The organism is Enterococcus sp. DIV0240d, assembly GCF_051711245.1.
Taxonomy (GTDB): Bacteria; Bacillota; Bacilli; order Lactobacillales; family Enterococcaceae; genus Enterococcus_D; species Enterococcus_D casseliflavus.
On record NZ_JBIOMG010000001.1, the window covers coordinates 736415 to 755671 of the forward strand.

Sequence of the window (19257 nt, forward strand, 5' to 3'; positions counted from 1 at the left end):
GTGAAGACAATGGATCCACTCACAGCAAGTATTGAAGCCAATTGGTCAGAATTTCTCACGCTTTTGAGCGAGGTGATGCAGATCGCAAGCGTCAAAGGTGAGCCGGCGCCTCATGCGCCTTATGGCACAGGACCACGAGAAGTGTTAGCATACGTCATGGAAAAAAGCGCAGCATACGGGTTTCAAACAACGGTCATCGATGATGCGATCGGCTATGCCCATTGGGGACCAACGGATACCGACTATATCGGTGTGTTAGGACACTTGGATGTCGTCTCGGCAGGTTCTGGCTGGAGCTACCCACCGTTTGCACTAACTGAAAAAGACGGCAACTTTTATGGCCGAGGGATCTTAGATAATAAAGGGCCGATCATCAGCTGTTTGTTTGCCATGAAATTATTGAAAGACCTTGGTCATCAACCGCAATTACCGTTGCGGATCATTTTCGGTACAGATGAAGAAAGCGGCATGTCGGATATCCCGCATTATCTAGCGGTTGAGCAGCCACCGCGTTTTGGTTTTACGCCAGACTGCAAGTATCCAGTGGTTTACGGCGAACGGGGTGTCGTCAATGTGCAACTTGATTTTCCATTGCCCGTCCAAGAACAGCAGCTGTTAGCTGCGTTTTCTGGCGATCAATTCCGCGATCATGTGCCAGACCACCTATCGGTAACCGTAGGCAGCCAGTCCTTTGAAGCACTAGGCAAACGCTCCCCTAGCAATGCCCCTGAGCTAGGGGACAATGCCATTACAAAACTTGCGCAGCAAGCGGCACCGCGACTAGCGGAGACACCGTCATTGCAAGCAGCTTTGCAGTGGATCACCCAAAGTTTTCACCAGCAGCACTATGGCGAAGGCCTTGATTTAGTACTAGAAGATGCCGACTCAGGAAAATTGATCTTGACCCCTGTGGTTCTCCAAAAATCCGCCAGTGGACTAGCGTTAGAAGTGGCCTTTCGCTATCCTGTATCGGTAACGGAGGAACAAGTGCTCGCTGGGGTGCAAAAGGCATTGCCAAAAGGGGCAAGCCTTACGATCCTTCGCAGCATTCCAGGGTTCTGCCGATCAAAAGATGTTCCCGAAATCCAAAAGCTATCGACGATCTATCACCAAGTAACGGGCAATGATCCAACCCCCGTGACGACTACAGGAGCAACCTATGCCCGCAAGATGCCAAACATCCTTGCTTTTGGTCCGTCTTTTCCAGGGCAAAAAGGGATCGCTCATAACCAAGATGAGTACATGGCGGTTGCCGATCTACGGACGAATCTTGAAATTTATTTGCGCAGCTTACAAGCACTGTCAAAATAAGCGAAGACACGAACGAAGAAGAGTTTTTCCAATTTTTTTGAGAAACTCTTTTTTTAGTATAGACATAGTAGTATATACCGTATAGAATATACTTGAAAGCGCTATGAAAGATGGAGGGATATTTATGTGGGGAATGATTGCTACATGGCGGATGGCACACGATGGCGTGCTCGCTGCTAAAGCAATATTAGAGCAACAAGGCTCCTGCCAAGATGCAGTAGAAACAGCCATTAAAGCAGTGGAAGATTATCCATTTTATAAATCGGTGGGGTATGGCGGACTGCCAAACGAAGAAGGCGTGTTGGAAATGGACGCTGCCTTCATGGATGGTGATACCTTCAAAATTGGTGCCGTCGCTGGGATCGTCGATGTGGAAAATCCTATTTCCGTGGCACGCAGCCTAAGTGAGGAGAAATTCAATAGTTTTCGGATCGGCCAAGGAGCGGTCGCTTATGCGCTTGCCGAAGGATTCCAGCCCAAAGAGATGCTGACACCGCGAGCCAAAACCATTTGGGAAAAGCGCAAAGCAGAGATCGCTACCAACAACCTCGATCCCTATGACGGCCACGATACAGTGGGAGTAGTTGCGCTGGATGAACACCAAAGCATGGCAGCAGGAACCTCTAGTTCTGGTTTATTTATGAAAAAAAGCGGTCGTGTTGGCGATTCACCTTTGTCTGGATCTGGTTTTTATGTGGATAGTGAAATCGGCGGTGCCGCTGCCACAGGGTTAGGGGAAGACTTGATGAAAGGCTGCCTTTCCTACGAAATCGTTCGTTTGATGGGAGAAGGGCTAGCACCGCAAGAAGCATGTGATCAAGCCGTTTACGACTTTGAAGCGCGATTGAAGAAGCGCTACGGCAAAGCCGGCGCCTTCTCGCTGATCGCCTTAGATAAACAGGGTCGCTGGGGGGTGGCAACCAATGTAGAATTTACCTTTAGTGTCGCAACCACCAATCAAGCGCCTGCTATTTTTATGGCAACACCAGGACCTGAGCAGACAACCGTGATCGAACCCATCACGAAAGAATGGTTGGAGGCTTATGAAAAACGGATCAAAGCGCCGGTCTGATCAAGGAATCAACCAGCTTTACCATGAAAGACACAAGATGAAAGGAAGAATGGAATGTTCAATAAAATTGAAAATATTTTGATGCCTCTGGCAGTCAAACTCGGACAAAATAAAGTCTTGATCGCTGTACGCGATGGTTTTTTAATCACAACGCCGCTGGTAATCGTTGGCTCGATCTTCTTGCTGTTTGCCAATTTCCCGATACCAGGATGGTCAGAATTTTGGGCAGGTCTTTTTGGCAGCGGGTGGGAATCATGGGTGACTAGAGTTTCCGGTTCTGTCTTTAATACGGTCGGTTTTTTCTCCTGCTTAGGAACAGCCTATGCCTACGGAAGAGAAAAGAAGACCGACCCAATCCAAGCAGCAGCCGTTGCTGTCATCGCCTTTTTGATCTTGACGCCGAATAAATTGGTAGTTGAAGGCGTTGCGGACCCAATAAGCGGGCTTTCTTTCAATCATTTAGGAACAAACGGTATTTTTGTCGGCTTGCTGACAGCGATCCTTTCTGTTGAAATCTATGCCTATACAACGAAAAAAGGGTGGACGATCAAAATGCCAGATGGGGTTCCGCCTGCTGTTACAAAATCATTTGCCGCATTGATTCCGAGTGCCCTCGTTATGCTTTTATTCTTTATTATCAACATTTTATTTGGATTGACCGCGTATGGTACCGTACATGACTTTATTTTTAATGTCTTGCAAATGCCTCTCAAGGGAGCGGGCAATACCTTGACTGCCCAATTGATTTACAGTCTGGCATGTACGATTTTCTGGTTCTTCGGTATCAATGGTCCAGCAGTCGCCAATTCCGTCTTTTCACCTATTTTGCGTATTTTAACGATGGAAAATCTAGATGCATTTCAAGCGGGACAAGCGTTACCGAATATCTTTACCGATCCATTTTCAAACTTCTTTACCAATTTTGGCGGCGGCGGTTCGACGTTGTCACTAGTCATCATCATGGTGCTGTTTTGTAAATCAAAACGAATCAAAGAATTAGGGAAACTTTCACTAGTGCCGGGGATTTTCGGGATCAATGAACCAATCATTTTCGGCTTGCCGGTCGTATTGAACCCAATTATCATTATTCCCTTTATTGCCGTGCCGATGATCAATCTTTTGCTGTCGACTCTCGTAACGAATCTTGGATTGATTCCTTATACAACAGGGGTATCTTTACCATGGACAACTCCGATCGGTTTTTCCGGCTACTTGAGTACCGGTAGTCTGGTAGCGTCAATCTGGCAGTTTGTTTTGTTAGCCATTGGATGCTTGATCTATTATCCGTTTATTATGACGCTGGACAAACAATATCTGAAGGAAGAACGTGAAGCAGAAAAAGCCAAAAATGACGCTTTGGAATTATCTTTTGATGATCTTTCCATCGATCATTTGCTTTAGAAAGGATGCAACCATGAAAATTATTTTTCTATTAGATCAGATTCAAGCAGGATTAGGCGGCAAGGAGCATGGTGATCAGCCGCTTGGCGGACAAAAAACGGCGATCGGATCAGTCAAAATGTTTGAGAAATTGCTGAAACAAAAGGAAATCGATGTTCTCGCCACTATTTATTGCGGAGATGACTATTATTTACAAAATCCGAAAGAATCGTCACTAAAAATTGCTGCTATGGCTCAAAAACTCGGAGCAGATGCGGTCTTATGCGGACCTTGTTTCAACTATGAAAAGTATGGCGAGATGGCTGCCCGAACAGCGCAGATCATTGAAGAAAAAGTACAGATCCCAGCAGTTGCCGCCATGTCGCCAGAGTGCCAGCAGGCAATTGAAACATATAAAGACCAAGTCACTATCGTGAAGATGCCGAAAAAAGGCGGTACTGGATTGACCGAGGCAATGAATGATATGCTGACGCTTTGCCAAATGAAAGCAGCACACCAAGAGATCACTGCCTTCGCTGAACAGCACTGCTATTAGAAAGGGCGAGAATATGGAAGAATTAATGCGTCAGTTAGAAGAAGTCGTTTATACACCTGGTGTTTCCGGACGAGAAAAGCCGATAGCCGCATTACTGGCAAAAAAGTATGCGCCTTATTGCGATGAAATCATCTACGATAATCTAGGATCTATTTATGCCGTCATTCGATCAGAAAGACCGGCGGCTCCTAAAGTGCTGGTGAGCGCTCATATGGATGAAGCAGGCTTTTTCGTGAAAAAAATCGAAGCAAATGGACTGATCCGCGGACTCATCATGGGAAAAATCGAAGCCAACAGCTTGCTGGGGCAAGAAGTTCGGCTAATCACCCGTAGCGGTGAAAAGTATTTTGGGGTGGTTTTAGGCATCGATAAAGACAATCATGGCAAAAGTCAAAAAGATGAAGTACTGTTGGATTTTGGTTTTTCATCAAAAGATGCGGTTTTAGCGGAGGAAATCACTTTAGGCGACATGGTGACCTTTGCGCCGAAAATGAAAGAAACCAGCAATGGACAAGCATGGATTGCGTCCAATTGGAATGGGCGCATCAATGTTAGTCAAACCATTGATTTAGTCAAAACAATGGCAGCTGCTAGTGTCAAATTGCCCTACGATCTGATGATCGGCTGTACGGTGCAGGAACAAGTCGGTACCAGAGGAGCTCAGACAGCAGCCAATGTAACAGCACCGGATTTTACGATCGTTCTTGATACTGCCCAGGCAATGGATTACCAAAACGAACAAGAAGATCAGCAAGGTTTTTTGGGTAAAGGCCTTCTGCTGACGTATTACAATCCGAGCGTTCTGCCAAATCGCTTGCCGCTGGAGCGGTTGAAAGCAGTTTGTCAAACTGCGAATCTACCATGTCAGAGTTATTTTTCCTTTGAAGCATCAGATGGGGCTTGGTTCAACAAATTGCGTACCGGATGTCCTATTTTGTTAGCGAGTTTGTCTGTGCGGAACAAGAACACTGCTTCTCAAGTCGTTGCCCGCCGCGACTATGAAACAGCACTGCAAGCATTGGCGCGTTTTTTGACTGAGCTTGACGAAGAAGCAATCCGTTCTTTCAAAGAAGAAAACCGCTAGGAGACGATTTTAATGACAAATCAAACAATAGATATTCAGCTTCTGAAAGCCCTAAGTGAAGCTGATGGTATAGGCGGGCGGGAAAAAGAAGTGTCTCGTATCGTCAAAGCATATACACAGCCATATGTTGATGACTTGTTCTATGATGCCTTAGGTTCGCTGATCCTCGTCAAAAAAAGCACACAGAAAAATGCACCGAAAGTCATGCTTTCTGCTCACATGGATGAGGTAGGTTTTATGGTAAAAGAAATCACAGATGCGGGCTATCTAAAACTTCTGCCGGTAGGCGGATGGTGGGGACACGTCATGCCGGCACAGGAAATGCGTGTCACCACAGTATCTGGAGAGAAATTTGTGGGCGTCATCGGAAGCCGTGCGCCTCATGGTATGCCGACAGACGAGAAAAACAAAGTCATTCCGGCAAATCGTTTTTACTTAGACCTCGGTGTGGCCTCGGCAGAAGCTGTAAAAGATCTGGGGATCGCCATTGGGGATATGGTCACGCCGCATACGATGTTTCGTGAAATGAATGATCCTGATTTTTTGCTGGGTAAAGCTTGGGATGATCGCGTTTGCGTAGCAGCTTGTATCGAAGTAATGAAAAACTTAGCTTCTTCAGAATTGGCAGTGGATGTTTATTTTGCTGCTACAACTCAAGAAGAAGTCGGTATTCGCGGTGCACGCACGGCCGCACACCAAATCAAACCGGATTTAGCGATCGCATTGGATGTGACGACAGCTGAAGATACCTTGTTTGATCAGGGCGGATTGACATTAGGCGGAGGGACCGTGCTTTCCGTACTTGATTCATTGACGATCGGCAACCCCGGTCTTGTGGCAAAAATGGAAGAACTCGCTTTTGAGCAGCAGCTATCTTTCCGACACGATTTTATGACTGTTGGCGGCACCGATGCCTGCAATATCCATAAAGCAATGAAAGGCATCCCAGCAATGACCCTGTCGATCCCCACCCGCTATATGCATTCTTCCCGCTTGGTGATTCATAAAGAAGATTATCGTCAAACCATTCACTTGCTATGCGCCTTCTTGAATGTACTTTCAGCTTCCGATATTCGTGAATTTAAAGAATCGGCGGGGGTTTTTCCTTCAGGCGATTAGGCAATTAATAGAAGACTGCTGGCGATAGAGGATTCGTCAGCAGTCTTTTTAGTTCATCGACTAGGAATGCAAAAGCAGCGGATTAAGCCAAACTTGGCAATCTGTTGCTTCTTGCTTCTGGAAGATATATGATCAATAAAAGGAGTTGAGAAGATGTACCATACCGCATTTGGAGTATATGGAATTTTGTTTCAAGGCAACTGCTTGGCCGTCATCAAAAAGAAGGCGGGACCTTATCAAAACCGCTATGATTTGCCAGGCGGCAGCATGGAGGCAGGTGAATTGCTGGAAGACACGCTGTGCCGAGAATTTAAAGAAGAAACCGGCATGACCGTCACTAGCTATCATCAATTAGGAACAATTAATTTTCTCTATCCTTGGCGATACAAAGAGACAACAATGAACAATCATATCTGTGTTTTTTTTTCAAATCGAAGAAACAGCAGGAACACCAATTTCACATGCCCCGCAGTTTGATGGACAAGATTCGTTAGGCTGTGTCTTTTTGCCGCAAGAACAATTTCACGCCGCCAATGCCTCACCGCTAGTGTTGAAGGCTTGTGAGTACGGACGTAAAAAACAATTCATTGAGAAAGGGCAGCGGATTACGGAATGGTCCGTTTTAAGTAAGCCACATGTTCACGAATCTTTATAAATAATTTAGATATTGTTCAATATAACACATTCATTTTTCTTACTGCCTAGGACAGTTTTTTCAAGGAATATAGCGGTGCAAAACGATGAAAACGCTTAATTTAATGGGAGTTTAATAAAACTGTGAAAAAAATCACAAAAACTATTTACAAACGAAAAAAGATGTTGTATGATCTGTATGTGAAGTAGTTAACAAACAAAACATGTTTAAAAACTAGGAGGACATACAATGGCTAAGACATTGGAAAAAGAAGTGACAATCGACGTACAAGCAATGATCGACGATTTAGCAACGAAGGCAAATGTGGCGTTAAAGGAAATGGAAAGCTTTGATCAAGAAAAAGTGGACCACATTGTTCATGAAATGGCAATGGCAGCATTAGACAAACATATGCCTTTAGCTAAAATGGCAGTAGAAGAAACTGGCCGTGGTATCTATGAAGATAAAGCGATCAAAAACATGTACGCTTCAGAATATATTTGGAACAGTATCAAACATGACAAAACAGTCGGCGTGATCAATGAAGACAAACAAAAAGGCTTGATCGAAATCGCTGAACCAGTTGGTGTCGTTTGTGGGGTAACACCAACAACCAACCCAACATCTACAACGATCTTTAAAGCAATGATCGCTTTGAAAACACGTAACCCGATCGTTTTTGCTTTCCACCCATCTGCACAAAAATGTTCAGCAGAAGCTGCACGTATCGTTCGTGATGCAGCCATCGCTGCTGGGGCACCTGAAAACTGTGTGCAATGGATCGAACATCCATCAATCGAAGCGACTGGCTTATTGATGAACCACCCAGGAATTGCGATCGTATTAGCAACTGGTGGCGCTGGCATGGTCAAAGCAGCATACTCAACTGGTAAACCTGCATTAGGTGTTGGACCAGGGAACGTACCTGCTTATATCGAAAAAACAGCGAAAGTGAAACGAGCAGTCAATGACTTGATCGTATCAAAAACTTTTGATAACGGAATGATCTGTGCCTCTGAACAAGCAGTGATCGTTGATAAAGAAGTCTATGCCTCTGTGAAAGCAGAATTTGAAGCACATCAAGTATATGTTGTAAAAGCAAAAGAATTACAAAAACTTGAAGATGCCGTGATGAACGAAGGAAAATATGCCGTAAATCCAGCAATCGTTGGACATTCAGCAATGGAAATCGCGAAATTAGCAGGCATCAACGTACCAGAAGGAACAAAATTATTGATTGCTGAACTTGACGGTGTCGGTGCTGATTACCCACTATCAAGAGAAAAACTTTCTCCAGTTTTAGCAATGATCAAAGCAAACAACACAGAAGACGCGTTCGAAAAATGTGAAGCAATGCTTGATTTAGGCGGATTAGGCCATACAGCAGTGATCCACACTGAAAACGAAGACTTGCAATTAGCCTTCGGCCTACGCATGAAAGCTTGCCGTATCTTAGTTAATACACCATCTGCAGAAGGTGGTATCGGAAATATCTACAACGAAATGATTCCATCATTGACACTTGGTTGTGGTTCATACGGGAAAAACTCTGTATCACGAAATGTTTCTGCTGTGAACTTGATCAACGTGAAAACTGTAGCGAAACGGAGAAATAATATGCAATGGTTTAAATTGCCACCAAAAATCTTCTTTGAAAAGAACTCTCTAATGTACTTGGAGAAAATGGAAAACGTTGAACGTGTCATGATCGTTTGTGACCCTGGTATGGTTCAATTCGGCTATTGCGATACGGTTCGTGAAGTACTTGCTCGTCGTAAAAATGACGTGAAAATCGAAGTCTTCTCTGACGTAGAACCAAACCCATCAACAAACACCGTTTACGCTGGAACAAAAATGATGGTTGATTTCAAACCAGATACAGTGATCGCCCTTGGTGGTGGATCAGCAATGGATGCTGCCAAAGGCATGTGGATGTTCTATGAGCACCCAGATACTTCATTCTTCGGCGCGAAACAAAAATTCTTAGATATCCGTAAACGGACATACAAGATCGACAAACCAGAAAAAACGCAATTCGTTTGTATCCCAACAACGTCTGGTACTGGTTCTGAAGTAACCCCATTTGCGGTTATCACTGACAGTGAAACACACGTGAAGTACCCATTAGCTGATTACGCATTGACACCAGATGTAGCAATCGTTGACCCTCAATTCGTAATGTCAGTACCTGCTTCTGTTACAGCAGATACTGGAATGGACGTCTTGACTCATGCGATCGAATCTTATGTGTCCGTAATGGCATCTGATTACACTCGTGGATTGAGCTTACAAGCAATCAAGTTAGTCTTTGACTACTTAGAAAAATCAGTGAAAACACCTGATATGGAATCTCGCGAAAAAATGCATAATGCCTCAACAATGGCAGGTATGGCCTTCGCCAATGCATTCCTAGGTATTTGTCACTCAGTAGCCCACAAAATCGGTGGTGAATATGGTATTCCTCACGGACGTACAAATGCGATTCTTTTACCGCACATTATCCGTTACAATGCCAAAGACCCACAAAAACATGCAATGTTCCCTAAATATGACTTCTTCCGTGCCGATACAGATTACGCAGACATTGCGAAATTCTTAGGCCTTAAAGGCAAAACAACGGCTGAATTGGTTGAAGCATTGGCAACAGCTGTTTACGAATTAGGACAATCTGTTGGTATCGACATGAGCTTGAAAGCGCAAGGCGTCACTCAACAAACACTAGATACAACAGTTGATCGCATGGCTGAATTGGCTTACGAAGACCAATGTACAACAGCAAATCCAAAAGAACCACTAATCTCTGAATTGAAACAAATCATCGTTGATGCCTATAACGGCTAAACAATGAATCAAGAACACCCTGCGGTATCTTAGCTGCCGCAGGGTGTTCTTTTGTCGTCTTTTTTTTGAAAAACAAGCTGGCAGTTGCCGCCTTCTTGCCCAGATCAGTTAATAATGCGAAAAATAGCAATTGAACAGGGGGGATCATAAAAAAGGAGTGGATGTCTCCACTCCGTAAAAGTCTCGTTTTTTCAGGATGTCACCAAGGCTGCTGCTTTTTTTGCTCAAACAGATACGCTCGTTACTTGCTGACGTTTTTCTTCAAGCGTAGCATCTGGAAGCTTTGTTTTTCCAAGACGACACGCAAAATGCCGTCATTCAATTCCGCTGTTTTTCCATTGACGGGCACAACGTTGTTCGGGGTTGCTTCGGTATTGACGGCATGCAAGTCTGGGTGGTGCAAGACTTGATGGGTAGCGATTTGCAATGAATCATATTGACGCAAGTCGCAAGTGAATTCATTGGCATCCTGCAAATCCTTATTTACTAAGAAAAAGGTCAAATAGTCATCTTCATTTTCGATCGCAATGGCATCCACATAAGAAGCTTTTCCGTGGCTGCTATCGAAATCAGCCCCTCGAAGAATGCTATGCAACACGTGACCGCGACCATAATTGCTGATCATTTCATAGGGATAAAAAATCGTTTGTTTCCAAGCGGCAGTATCGGAAGTCATGATCGGTGCGATCACGTTGACCAGCTGTGCCATGCAGGCGATTTTAACGCGATCTGCGTGATGGAGCATCGTGATCATCATGCTTGCGACGAGTAACGCATCTTCAAAGTGATAGACGTCTTCTAATTGTGGTGGGTGTTGACTCCAAGGTTCAATTTTTTGATCCTGTTCATTTGAGTGATACCAGACGTTCCATTCGTCGAAGGAAATATTGATCGTCTTCTTGCTTCGGCGTTTGGCTTTCACTGCATCACAGATTGCTGCGACTTGACTGATGAACTGATCCATTGCGACATTGCTTGCTAGATAATCTTGGCTATCGCCGTTACGGTTGCCATAATATTGGTGCATGGAAATGTAGTCGACTTGATCGTAACAATGACTTAATACTGTATCTTCCCACATGCCAAAGGTCGGCATCGTGAGAGAAGAACTACCACAAGCGACGGTTTCGATCGTTGGGTCCACCAGACGCATCGCTTTGCCAGCTTCTTCTGCGAGACGTCCATATTCATCGGCTGTCTTATGTCCTTCTTGCCAAGGACCGTCCATTTCATTGCCTAGACACCAAAGTTTGATGTCATGAGGATCGGCCACCCCATGGGCACGCCGAAGGTCACTATAATAGCTGCCGCCTTTTAAATTGGTATATTCGATCAAGTTTTTCGCTGCTTCGATTCCTCGTGTCCCAAGATTGATCGCCATCATCGGTGCCGTATTGACTTGCTTGGTCCAATCCATAAATTCGTTTAAGCCAAACTGATTGCTTTCGATCACCCGCCAGGCCAAATCGATTTTTGCTGGCCGTTGCTCTTTAGGGCCGACGCTATCTTCCCATTTATACCCAGAGACGAAATTGCCTCCTGGGTAACGGACGATCGGCACATTCAACTGCTTGATCAAGGCAGCGACATCTTGACGAAAGCCTTGCTCATCGGCAAAAGGACTTTCTGGTTGATAGATCCCTTCGTACACACAGCGCCCTAAGTGCTCCACAAAAGAGCCGTAGATCCGTTCGTCGACTGGTGCCAAAATAAAGTGTTTGTCTAAATACATCGTAGTTTTCTTCAATGTTGCAACCCCTTTCTTTTCTTTCATTGTAGCGATAGTCCATGAAAATAAACATTACATTCTGTCTTATTCTATTGACGTTTTGTCCGTTTTCTTTATACTAAAGGCAAGTAGGAAGGAGTGAGAAGTTGAACGTAACCTATTCAGGATTTCAAATGCACAATGCTGTTTCCGATCATATTTATCGACCCTCTGGCTTAAAGCATTATCTTTTCGTGTTGACGTTGTCTCCAATGGTTTTCACTTTTGAAGATGGTCATCAAAAAATTAGTGAAAAAGGTAGCTGCATTCTTTTTCCTCCAACCGTCTATCAAGATTATCGTGGCAAAGAAGATTTTTTTAATAGCTTTGTTGAGTTTCAAACGGATCAGGTGATCGAAGAAACCTATGCGATCCCTTGTAACCAACTGTTCCGGCCGAAAAATATTCAACAAATCAACAAATTGATCCAAAAGATCAATCATGAATCCTTGTTGCCACAACGGCACACGGAAGAATTGATCGCGGCGTATATGACAAATCTATTGGTCTTACTTGAACGCAATTTTGAAGAAAGCATCCCGCAACCACAAAACGAACACTATCAACTGTTTCAAGCGATGCGATTGAAAATGTTAGTCAATTGCGAACAGCAATGGGATTTTTACCAGTTTAGCCGAGAGCTTTCCATCGGTAAAAGCCAATTCTATAAGCTCTATCAACAGTTTTTTCATACCACGCCCAAAGAAGATTTATTGCAAGCTCGGTTTCAAAAGTTTTTTTATTTACGCAGCAACGAAACACTGACGATTCGAGAGGCGGCGTTTCAATCTGGGTTCCAAAATATCAACCATTTTAATCGGCTCTTTTCGAAGCGCTATGGCTGTGCACCGACAAAGTACCAACAGGAGCAATAGGCAGGTCTGATCGGTAAAAACGCAGAAAAAAGTCCGACGAATTCTTGACGGATGAAAGAGAAAACGGGACAATGTCATTAGGAGGTGGCGTATGGATACAGAAACGATCGTAAGCGAACTTTCTAAACGTTCAAGCGAATTGGAAGCGCTACAAAGAAAATTGAGTCAAAGCCAATTAATGAATAATGAAGCGGCACAAACGTTCATTTTTGACTTAAAGGATTATTTAGATAGCTTAAAGCTCGTAACGGATTTAGTACCGTCAGCGGCAACTACAGCAGCGGAAGTTGACCAGTTGTCGTACGTCTTAGGTGAACAAAATCAAAGCATCCAGCAGCTGCTGGTTATTTTGGAAGAAGCCGAAGCAAATGACGACCAGCGCTTTTTCGGCAAAAGTGCGGGAGAAGTGCGGCGGATGATTGGCAGTCTGTCTGGGATCCTGGAACTAAACGGTCTGTTGCTGCAAGACAATCGTGGCTTTCAGCAAGTCGTGAAGGAAACTGGACCGCTTCAGGTGACTGAAACAAAGGAAGTCCCTGAGAAAAAAGGGTTTCTCCAAAAGCTTTTTGGGAAATAAGCACTGATCGTCGATCAAAACATGAATCACTTGTACCCAAAAAACGGCACTTCATAATACGTGAAGCACCGTTTTGTGGTACAAGTATTTTTTTGCTTTTTGCCAATAGAGACGGAGGGATCAGAAGGTACCGATGCTGAAACCTTAGACTGAAATCGAACTTCTGGGGGGACATTCTTCAATCCCGTAAATCAGAAAGGTGTTTTCGGTAGCTTTTCTACTAGCATTTGCCAGTAATTTTTTGCTAGTAGCTAAGCTGAATGGTTTTTCTCTGATCCCCTTGGCTCATTGCTACTTTGTCCGCTGTGATAGTGACATCAAAGGGTGGGATTTGATCAGAAAAGGCATTGCCTAAACACGCAACGAGCCATTCCTGTTGTCCGGCGAGAACGGTTTTGCTTATTTGAGGGATGACTGTTCGACTATAAAGTAGATTCGTGTTGGGTTCTGGCATCAAGAGGGTACCTTCTTGATGCGTCGGGAAGCTTTTGATACCGACACAGCCAACCGAGCTTTGATAAAAGGTGCCTTCTTTGCTAGAAAGCGCAGCACCATCAGCTGGTGCTGCAAAGCTGCCATTGACCAGTTGCAACCTTCGATCCGTTTGAATCCGATGGTAACGCAGATGCCAAGGATACATCGGAATCACAAAGGTTTCGATGACGACCTGCTCGTAGGGGCGCCAGCGACTATAGACGTAGTCATCTTCAATCGCAAAGGCTTCGTAACCAAAAGCTGTTTTAAAATCCGTCTGCCCCTCTGAGATCGCCAATGTATTATCATAGGCACCTTGTTTCAATAAAACGGTTGCTTTCGGTACGCTAAACCCAAACGTTGTCGAATAGACAAACTTTTCGTATTTGGCATTGCCGTGAGCATGTTCGTGGGAATGTTGCCCCGCAGTGAAAGCTTGCAATTCTGTGCCTTCTTGGTTATGCACCAAAAGCATCCGACTATGCGGATTGCGCACCGGTGTGGCAAAGGTTGGCACTTGCTCCTCAAGCGTCCAAAATTCAGCATCCGCTGGGATGGCCAATACACAGAAATTTTTGAAAGCCCAATAAGGCGATCCTGGTGCGTTATAGCCTTCAGCCATATTTAGGTTGGGGTAGGCATAGCCAATACTTAAAAAGCCTTCTTGCGTAAAGATTGGTTGGCGAAACCAGTAACGCATGTTTTGTAACAGTAAATATTTTCCTTCATTTTTTGTGAAGCCTTCATATTCTATATCGGCGAAAGCACCGACAGCAAAGAAACTTGATTGCGCAAACCGATACGTTAGACTACGACCAAAAGGCAATGCCGCACCGGTTTTTGTGAACCACTGCTTAAAGGATTGCGCAAACGTAGCGGCTCTTTGACGGTAGTTAAACTGATAAGGGCATTGGGAACGACAAGTAAGAACACTGTAAAGGAGTCCGTAGTATTGCATCCCAAAAGGAATATAATAGTCGATTTGGTTTTCATAGCCATCAAAATACCAGCCGTCTGCTAAGTAATACCTCTCGATCTCTTCTTGATCAGCCAAAAGGGTTGTTTCTAAAAAAGGCAATGCTGCCATTTCAAAGAAGATATTAACTAAAATCCGAAAGAAGAGCCAATTGGTTTTAGGGATCGTGTGCTGATTGATCTGATTGAGCCAATCAAAGAGATTTGTTTGCTCTCTTGGTGTGAGGAGATCCCAAAAGACGGGTTTGGTAAAAATCAAATAGCTAGCAAGGGCACCCATTTCCACAAACAATTGGTCGTAGTCATGCAGTTTTCCCCAGTACTCCTGAGAGGTCGGGGTGGTGCCTGCAACGATCCCGGCATTGGCTTGTTGAAAAAGTTTTGGGTAACGAATACACGCTTCTTCTTGGCTGAACAATGGGCCCAATCCCCAGAGTGTCCGTAAAAAGCCTTCGACGTCACTCTTTTCCTGAGTGTACACTGCTCCTGAATTTCCTAGGTGGACCCTCCCGGGAGTTCCTTGTTGTGCCATACATTCGTATACGGGAGTGACCAGATCAACAAGGGCCTCTTCTAGATCGGTTTTGGTTCGAAGAGGGTTCTTACTTAATGCTTCTTGGAAGTTTCTCATGTAAACAGCTCCTTTTATTTGTTATTTTACTTTATTTAGTAAAATAAAGAAATGGAAACTGTTACATTTTTCGATTTTAAGTAAAAAAATAGTAAAAAATAGCTGGAACCAGTTACATTTTTTTGTCGACATCGCTATAATGGAGAAAATACGAGAGGAGCTACATGCAATGACCCAGATTTCCTTAACGATTTATGACCAAAAGCATCAAGTAAAAAAAGGCAAACGAACACCTGAAAGTGAACCTACCCTTCTTCAAGCGACGGCGGAAGACTTTGTCACGTTGGCATCCCAAGAGTATTGTTACGAGGACGGAGATAAAATCGTTGTCTCGCTCTCACGCAGTGGACAATTTGTGTGGGTCACACTCGATGAAACGCTGGCGACTACTTTGGTGTACATCAAAGGCAACGAGTGGATCTACCCCGTACACCTTAGTGAAAATGCCAAAGAAGCCGCGCCAGAAGGCCGTTTTGCTGGGAAAAGCCATTATTTGAGTGTGCGGGTAGCAACAAAAGAAGAACTAGCGGCTTACCGCAACGTCGCCTTAAACCCTCATGATCAAAAAGAATTCTTGGGTGCCTATCCGCATGCCCATGCCAATGTTGAAACAAGAGATGATGCGACGTTTTTCGCTTGTAACGCTATTGATGGCATTTTTGCCAATACGTCTCATGGCAATTATCCCTATGGCTCATGGGGGATCAATCAACAAGCAGATGCCGCTTTGACGATCGACTTTGGTCATGAGGTCCGCATCGACCAATGTGCGCTTGCGTTACGGGCGGATTTTCCCCATGATAGCTATTGGCAACAAGTCACGTTGGCGTTTTCCGACGGGAGTCAAGAAATCTTGCAGACGGTCAAAAGCAGCCAGCCTCAACGGTTTTCTTTCCAGCCGCGAACGGTCACTTGGGTGAAATTGCATGAGCTGATCCAAAATGACGATCCCTCACCATTTCCAGCGTTGACCCAAATCGAAGTCTTCGGACGCTCCATTCAGGAGGAAAACGCGTGAATCCAGCAGATGTAAAAGAAGAAATTTTACAGGCGGCACAGGCTTATCTTGAGACTGGTGAGATTCCCTATTTGCCTTATCAAGGCTATCAAGAGTATCTCGAATCGGGGAATCGTGTTGCCTTCGAATCCCATTATTTTGCCCGCCGACGGATGTTGGTGGTTTTAGGACTTGCTTATGAAATGGAGCGTAAGGCAGCGATCAAAGTGCTGTTGGAGCAAGTGATTTGGGAAATCTGCAATGAATATACATGGTGTCTGCCAGCGCATCTGCCGATTGTCGATGGCCAGTTTTCTTCGCAAGCGCGCCACACAGTCGATCTTTTTGCAGCTGAAACTGGGCAATCTTTAGCAGAGTTGTTTATGTTGGTTGGGGGAGACCTTTCACCAGTTATCACAGAACGAGTGTTGTATGAGATCGATCAACGGCTTTTTTTACCCTTCGAGGAGCAAACCTGGGAGTGGGAGACAAAAGAGAACAATTGGTCCGCAGTTATTGGTGGCTGTCTTGGAATGACGGCGCTCTATGTATTGCCGAAAAAAAGCGAGCGACAATTGCGGATGATCAAACGATTGGATACTGCAATGCAAAGCTATCTCAACAGCTTTGGCGAAGATGGGGCTTGTGTGGAAGGTGTCGGATACTGGGCGTATGGGTTTGGTTATTTTCTGTATTATGCGCAATTGTTGGCAGAAGTATTGCAAGAAGATACCTACCTAAAGCAGCCTAAAACCAGGAAAATTGCCGCTTTTCCTTATTACACGATGATTTCTCCAGGGCATTACGTTCCTTTTTCTGATTATTCGGCGATCGAACTGCCTAGCGGCTTGGTCAGTTATTGCTACGAGCATTTGGGCGTGGCGGTTCCCCAATTATCGGGGGTCAGTCCGTTAGATTTTGATCCTTGCTACCGGTTTGCCCACAGCTATCGAAATTTGTATTGGCATAACGAAGCGATCACACGAGAAACGAATGCCTCATTTCATCACTATTTTGAACAAGCACAGTGGTTCATGGCAAAAGATGTGCAGCAGGATCTCTTTTTTGCTGCCAAAGGGGGGAGCAATCAAGAAAGCCACAATCATCTCGATGTCGGTCATTTTGTTTTAGGAACGACGGAGGAGTTGTTTCTGACGGACCTTGGTGCAGGGGAGTACACCAAAGAGTATTTTGACGAGAACACGCGCTATCACTACTTTCCCGCAGCCGCAATCAGTCATTCGCTGCCAATCATCAACCAGCACACCCAACGCCCAACAGCCGAGGAAGCAACGGTGCTGCAGGTCAATGACCAGCAATTTGACTTAGACCTCAGTGCGTTCTATCCGAAAGCAGCGGTCACTGAATACCAGCGGCGCTTCGTTGTCTCGCAGCAACAAGTAACGATCGAAGACCATTTTGTCTTTGACGAGCACCAAGCAAAGAATCTGGTGGTGGAAAACTTTATTACGAACATACCACCAATGGTGCAAGATAAGACCGTTCAACTAATGACAAAAAAAGCACGCTGTGTTCTTCGTTTTACCAGTGATAAGATCCAAATACAGCCAGTCACTTATCAAGACCACCATGGTGTACAGGCACAAGCGTATTTGATCCAAGCCGAATACGCGCTTGAGCAGACAGGGGAAATCAAAACGACCATTAAAATAAAAAAAGGGTGAGAAGGATGCGGTGCTTCCTTGCAATGACGTTGATCAATGCAAGAAGACACCGCAGCTTCTCAGCCTTCTTTTGGTTTTGCGGTAGATTGACGAATCACCAGCTGTGTACTTAAAAAGATGCGTCTGGCGATCCCAGGATTTTCGATGCGGTTATAGAGTAGCTCTAACCCCGTTTCACCCATCTCTTCAGTAAATGCTTGGACTGAAGAAAGGGGTGGAGAGACATAGCGGGACACCGAAATATCGTTGATGCCCATAACACTGATATCTTCAGGAATCTTGATTCCATGAGCCGTTAGCGTATGAATGACCCCGATCGCAAAGGCATCATTGGCTGCCAAAATCGCAGTCGGCAAGCGGTCTTGCCACAAAGCCAATGCCTGCTCCGTTAATTCTTCCCCCGTTTGGACATCCAACCGACTATTTTCTTTCACGATGAAATAATCCTCATCAAACAGCTGATAATGCTGCATCATATCGACATAGGTGTTGACCGTTGGCGTTTTGTACCGCCGATACCCATACATATTTTGACTTTCCTCGGCGCCGATAAAGGCGATTTTTTGATGACCAAGTCCCATCAAGTGAGAAAGAGCCAACTCCGTTGCTTGCGTAAAATCGGTATTGACAGAATCGTAGTCATCCAGCGGAAAGTTACTGCCAATCACACAGAGGTTGGGGTGTAGCTCATGGAGTTTCTTGACCCGCTCTTCTGTAAACTTGCCGATTGCCAGTAAGCCGTCGACGGACTGGATCACTGACTCATCAAGGTTGGAGATTTTTAACAGATCGCAACCCAGTTCGGCGGCGCGTTTTTCCACACCTAAACGAATCGACATATAGTAAATGTCTTCTAATTCTTCATCATCCATCCGCCACTGAACGATCCCAATCGATTTGTTGTGTTTTTTTGGTACATCCACTGGTAGTTCACGCTGCTTTTGCTTGTTTTTGTATTTCGTATAATTTAGTTTTTCAGCTGCCTCGAAAATCTTTCGTTTGGTTTCTTCGGTCACTGAAAGACTAGGATCATAGTTCAGAACCCGTGATACGGTTGATATTGATACCTCAGCTATGGTCGCTATGTCGGTAATCGTAGCCATAGAATCCCTCCTCCAATGCTTCTTTTCTTCAGTATATTTCTTTTTAGTAAAAAAACCAAGAGAGAAATTGCCCTCAAGTAAAAATTTTACTTTTTTTAGGAAAAACTATTGATTATTTTCCTAAAAAAAAGTATGATTTGAAATGAAGAAAGCGTTTTAAAAATGAGGGTGGCAT

14 protein-coding genes and 1 pseudogene are annotated in these 19257 nt (G+C 44.6%); 12 read left to right on the forward strand and 3 right to left on the reverse strand.

The features are described 5' to 3' along the window. Window positions 1-9: 9 nt before the first annotated feature. The 8 genes and pseudogenes from IGJ25_RS03455 to adhE all read left to right on the forward strand — a co-directional run bounded on the left by IGJ25_RS03455 (window position 10) and on the right by adhE (window position 9997). The gene (locus IGJ25_RS03455) at window positions 10-1311 is read left to right on the forward strand and encodes a Sapep family Mn(2+)-dependent dipeptidase (protein ID WP_225000891.1); all 1302 of its coding nucleotides are present in this window, start codon (window positions 10-12) and stop codon (window positions 1309-1311) included. Window positions 1312-1435: 124 nt separating this feature from the next. Next, window positions 1436-2383 carry a N(4)-(beta-N-acetylglucosaminyl)-L-asparaginase gene (locus IGJ25_RS03460; RefSeq protein WP_225000890.1) on the forward strand — a complete coding sequence of 316 codons (948 nt, stop codon included), beginning with the start codon at window positions 1436-1438 and terminating at the stop codon, window positions 2381-2383. A 54-nt stretch (window positions 2384-2437) separates the two neighbouring features. Beyond that, entirely contained in the window at window positions 2438-3784 is a 1347-nt protein-coding gene (locus tag IGJ25_RS03465) for a PTS sugar transporter subunit IIC (RefSeq protein WP_010748749.1), read from the forward strand. A 13-nt stretch (window positions 3785-3797) separates the two neighbouring features. Continuing rightward, the gene (locus IGJ25_RS03470; protein WP_167822683.1) at window positions 3798-4319 is read left to right on the forward strand and encodes a GrdB-related putative oxidoreductase; all 522 of its coding nucleotides are present in this window, start codon (window positions 3798-3800) and stop codon (window positions 4317-4319) included. Window positions 4320-4332: 13 nt separating this feature from the next. Beyond that, window positions 4333-5403: a M42 family metallopeptidase gene (locus IGJ25_RS03475; RefSeq protein ID WP_225000889.1), complete on the forward strand. Its 1071-nt coding sequence runs from the start codon at window positions 4333-4335 to the stop codon at window positions 5401-5403. A gap of 12 nt (window positions 5404-5415) precedes the next feature. Next, window positions 5416-6522, forward strand: a complete 1107-nt coding sequence (locus IGJ25_RS03480) for a M42 family metallopeptidase (protein WP_061053712.1) — start codon at window positions 5416-5418, stop codon at window positions 6520-6522. Window positions 6523-6675: 153 nt separating this feature from the next. Further along, a pseudogene (locus IGJ25_RS03485) lies at window positions 6676-7177 on the forward strand (NUDIX hydrolase). A gap of 228 nt (window positions 7178-7405) precedes the next feature. Beyond that, on the forward strand, window positions 7406-9997 hold the full coding sequence (adhE, locus tag IGJ25_RS03490) for a bifunctional acetaldehyde-CoA/alcohol dehydrogenase (RefSeq protein ID WP_010748754.1): 2592 nt from the start codon (window positions 7406-7408) through the stop codon (window positions 9995-9997). Between the two features lie 241 nt (window positions 9998-10238). Here the strand turns inward: adhE and arfA are convergent, their stop codons facing one another. Further along, window positions 10239-11771, reverse strand: coding sequence for an arabinosylfuranosidase ArfA (gene arfA / locus IGJ25_RS03495; protein ID WP_225000887.1), 1533 nt, complete (start codon window positions 11769-11771; stop codon window positions 10239-10241). Between the two features lie 101 nt (window positions 11772-11872). Here arfA and IGJ25_RS03500 point away from each other — a divergent pair, with 101 nt between their 5' ends. After that, the gene (locus tag IGJ25_RS03500) at window positions 11873-12640 is read left to right on the forward strand and encodes an AraC family transcriptional regulator (protein ID WP_225000886.1); all 768 of its coding nucleotides are present in this window, start codon (window positions 11873-11875) and stop codon (window positions 12638-12640) included. A gap of 91 nt (window positions 12641-12731) precedes the next feature. Further along, entirely contained in the window at window positions 12732-13217 is a 486-nt protein-coding gene (locus IGJ25_RS03505) for a hypothetical protein (RefSeq protein WP_060792616.1), read from the forward strand. Window positions 13218-13461: 244 nt separating this feature from the next. On the opposite strand, the gene IGJ25_RS03510 is transcribed toward IGJ25_RS03505, so the two are convergent. Further along, window positions 13462-15297, reverse strand: a complete 1836-nt coding sequence (locus IGJ25_RS03510) for a DUF2264 domain-containing protein (RefSeq protein ID WP_081117123.1) — start codon at window positions 15295-15297, stop codon at window positions 13462-13464. A 169-nt stretch (window positions 15298-15466) separates the two neighbouring features. On the opposite strand from IGJ25_RS03510, the gene IGJ25_RS03515 reads away from it, so the two are divergent. Both IGJ25_RS03515 and IGJ25_RS03520 read left to right on the forward strand, forming a co-directional pair. Beyond that, entirely contained in the window at window positions 15467-16315 is an 849-nt protein-coding gene (locus IGJ25_RS03515; protein WP_081117122.1) for a hypothetical protein, read from the forward strand. After that, entirely contained in the window at window positions 16312-17979 is a 1668-nt protein-coding gene (locus IGJ25_RS03520) for a heparinase II/III family protein (RefSeq protein WP_225000885.1), read from the forward strand. The genes IGJ25_RS03515 and IGJ25_RS03520 overlap by 4 nt, the downstream gene beginning before the upstream one ends. A 59-nt stretch (window positions 17980-18038) precedes the next feature. On the opposite strand, the gene IGJ25_RS03525 is transcribed toward IGJ25_RS03520, so the two are convergent. Then, entirely contained in the window at window positions 18039-19082 is a 1044-nt protein-coding gene (locus IGJ25_RS03525; protein WP_005232137.1) for a LacI family DNA-binding transcriptional regulator, read from the reverse strand. Window positions 19083-19257: the final 175 nt, after the last annotated feature.

Excerpts from the sequence above, each read along its gene's own strand:
- IGJ25_RS03455 (WP_225000891.1), top strand. The coding sequence starts at position 10 with ATGGATCCACTCACAGCAAGTATTGAAGCCAATTGGTCAGAATTTCTC.
- IGJ25_RS03460 (WP_225000890.1), top strand. The coding sequence starts at position 1,436 with ATGTGGGGAATGATTGCTACATGGCGGATGGCACACGATGGCGTGCTC.
- IGJ25_RS03465 (WP_010748749.1), top strand. The coding sequence starts at position 2,438 with ATGTTCAATAAAATTGAAAATATTTTGATGCCTCTGGCAGTCAAACTC.
- IGJ25_RS03470 (WP_167822683.1), top strand. The coding sequence starts at position 3,798 with ATGAAAATTATTTTTCTATTAGATCAGATTCAAGCAGGATTAGGCGGC.
- IGJ25_RS03475 (WP_225000889.1), top strand. The coding sequence starts at position 4,333 with ATGGAAGAATTAATGCGTCAGTTAGAAGAAGTCGTTTATACACCTGGT.
- IGJ25_RS03480 (WP_061053712.1), top strand. The coding sequence starts at position 5,416 with ATGACAAATCAAACAATAGATATTCAGCTTCTGAAAGCCCTAAGTGAA.
- adhE (WP_010748754.1), top strand. The coding sequence starts at position 7,406 with ATGGCTAAGACATTGGAAAAAGAAGTGACAATCGACGTACAAGCAATG.
- arfA (WP_225000887.1), bottom strand. The coding sequence starts at position 11,771 with ATGAAAGAAAAGAAAGGGGTTGCAACATTGAAGAAAACTACGATGTAT.
- IGJ25_RS03505 (WP_060792616.1), top strand. The coding sequence starts at position 12,732 with ATGGATACAGAAACGATCGTAAGCGAACTTTCTAAACGTTCAAGCGAA.
- IGJ25_RS03510 (WP_081117123.1), bottom strand. The coding sequence starts at position 15,297 with ATGAGAAACTTCCAAGAAGCATTAAGTAAGAACCCTCTTCGAACCAAA.
- IGJ25_RS03515 (WP_081117122.1), top strand. The coding sequence starts at position 15,467 with ATGACCCAGATTTCCTTAACGATTTATGACCAAAAGCATCAAGTAAAA.
- IGJ25_RS03525 (WP_005232137.1), bottom strand. The coding sequence starts at position 19,082 with ATGGCTACGATTACCGACATAGCGACCATAGCTGAGGTATCAATATCA.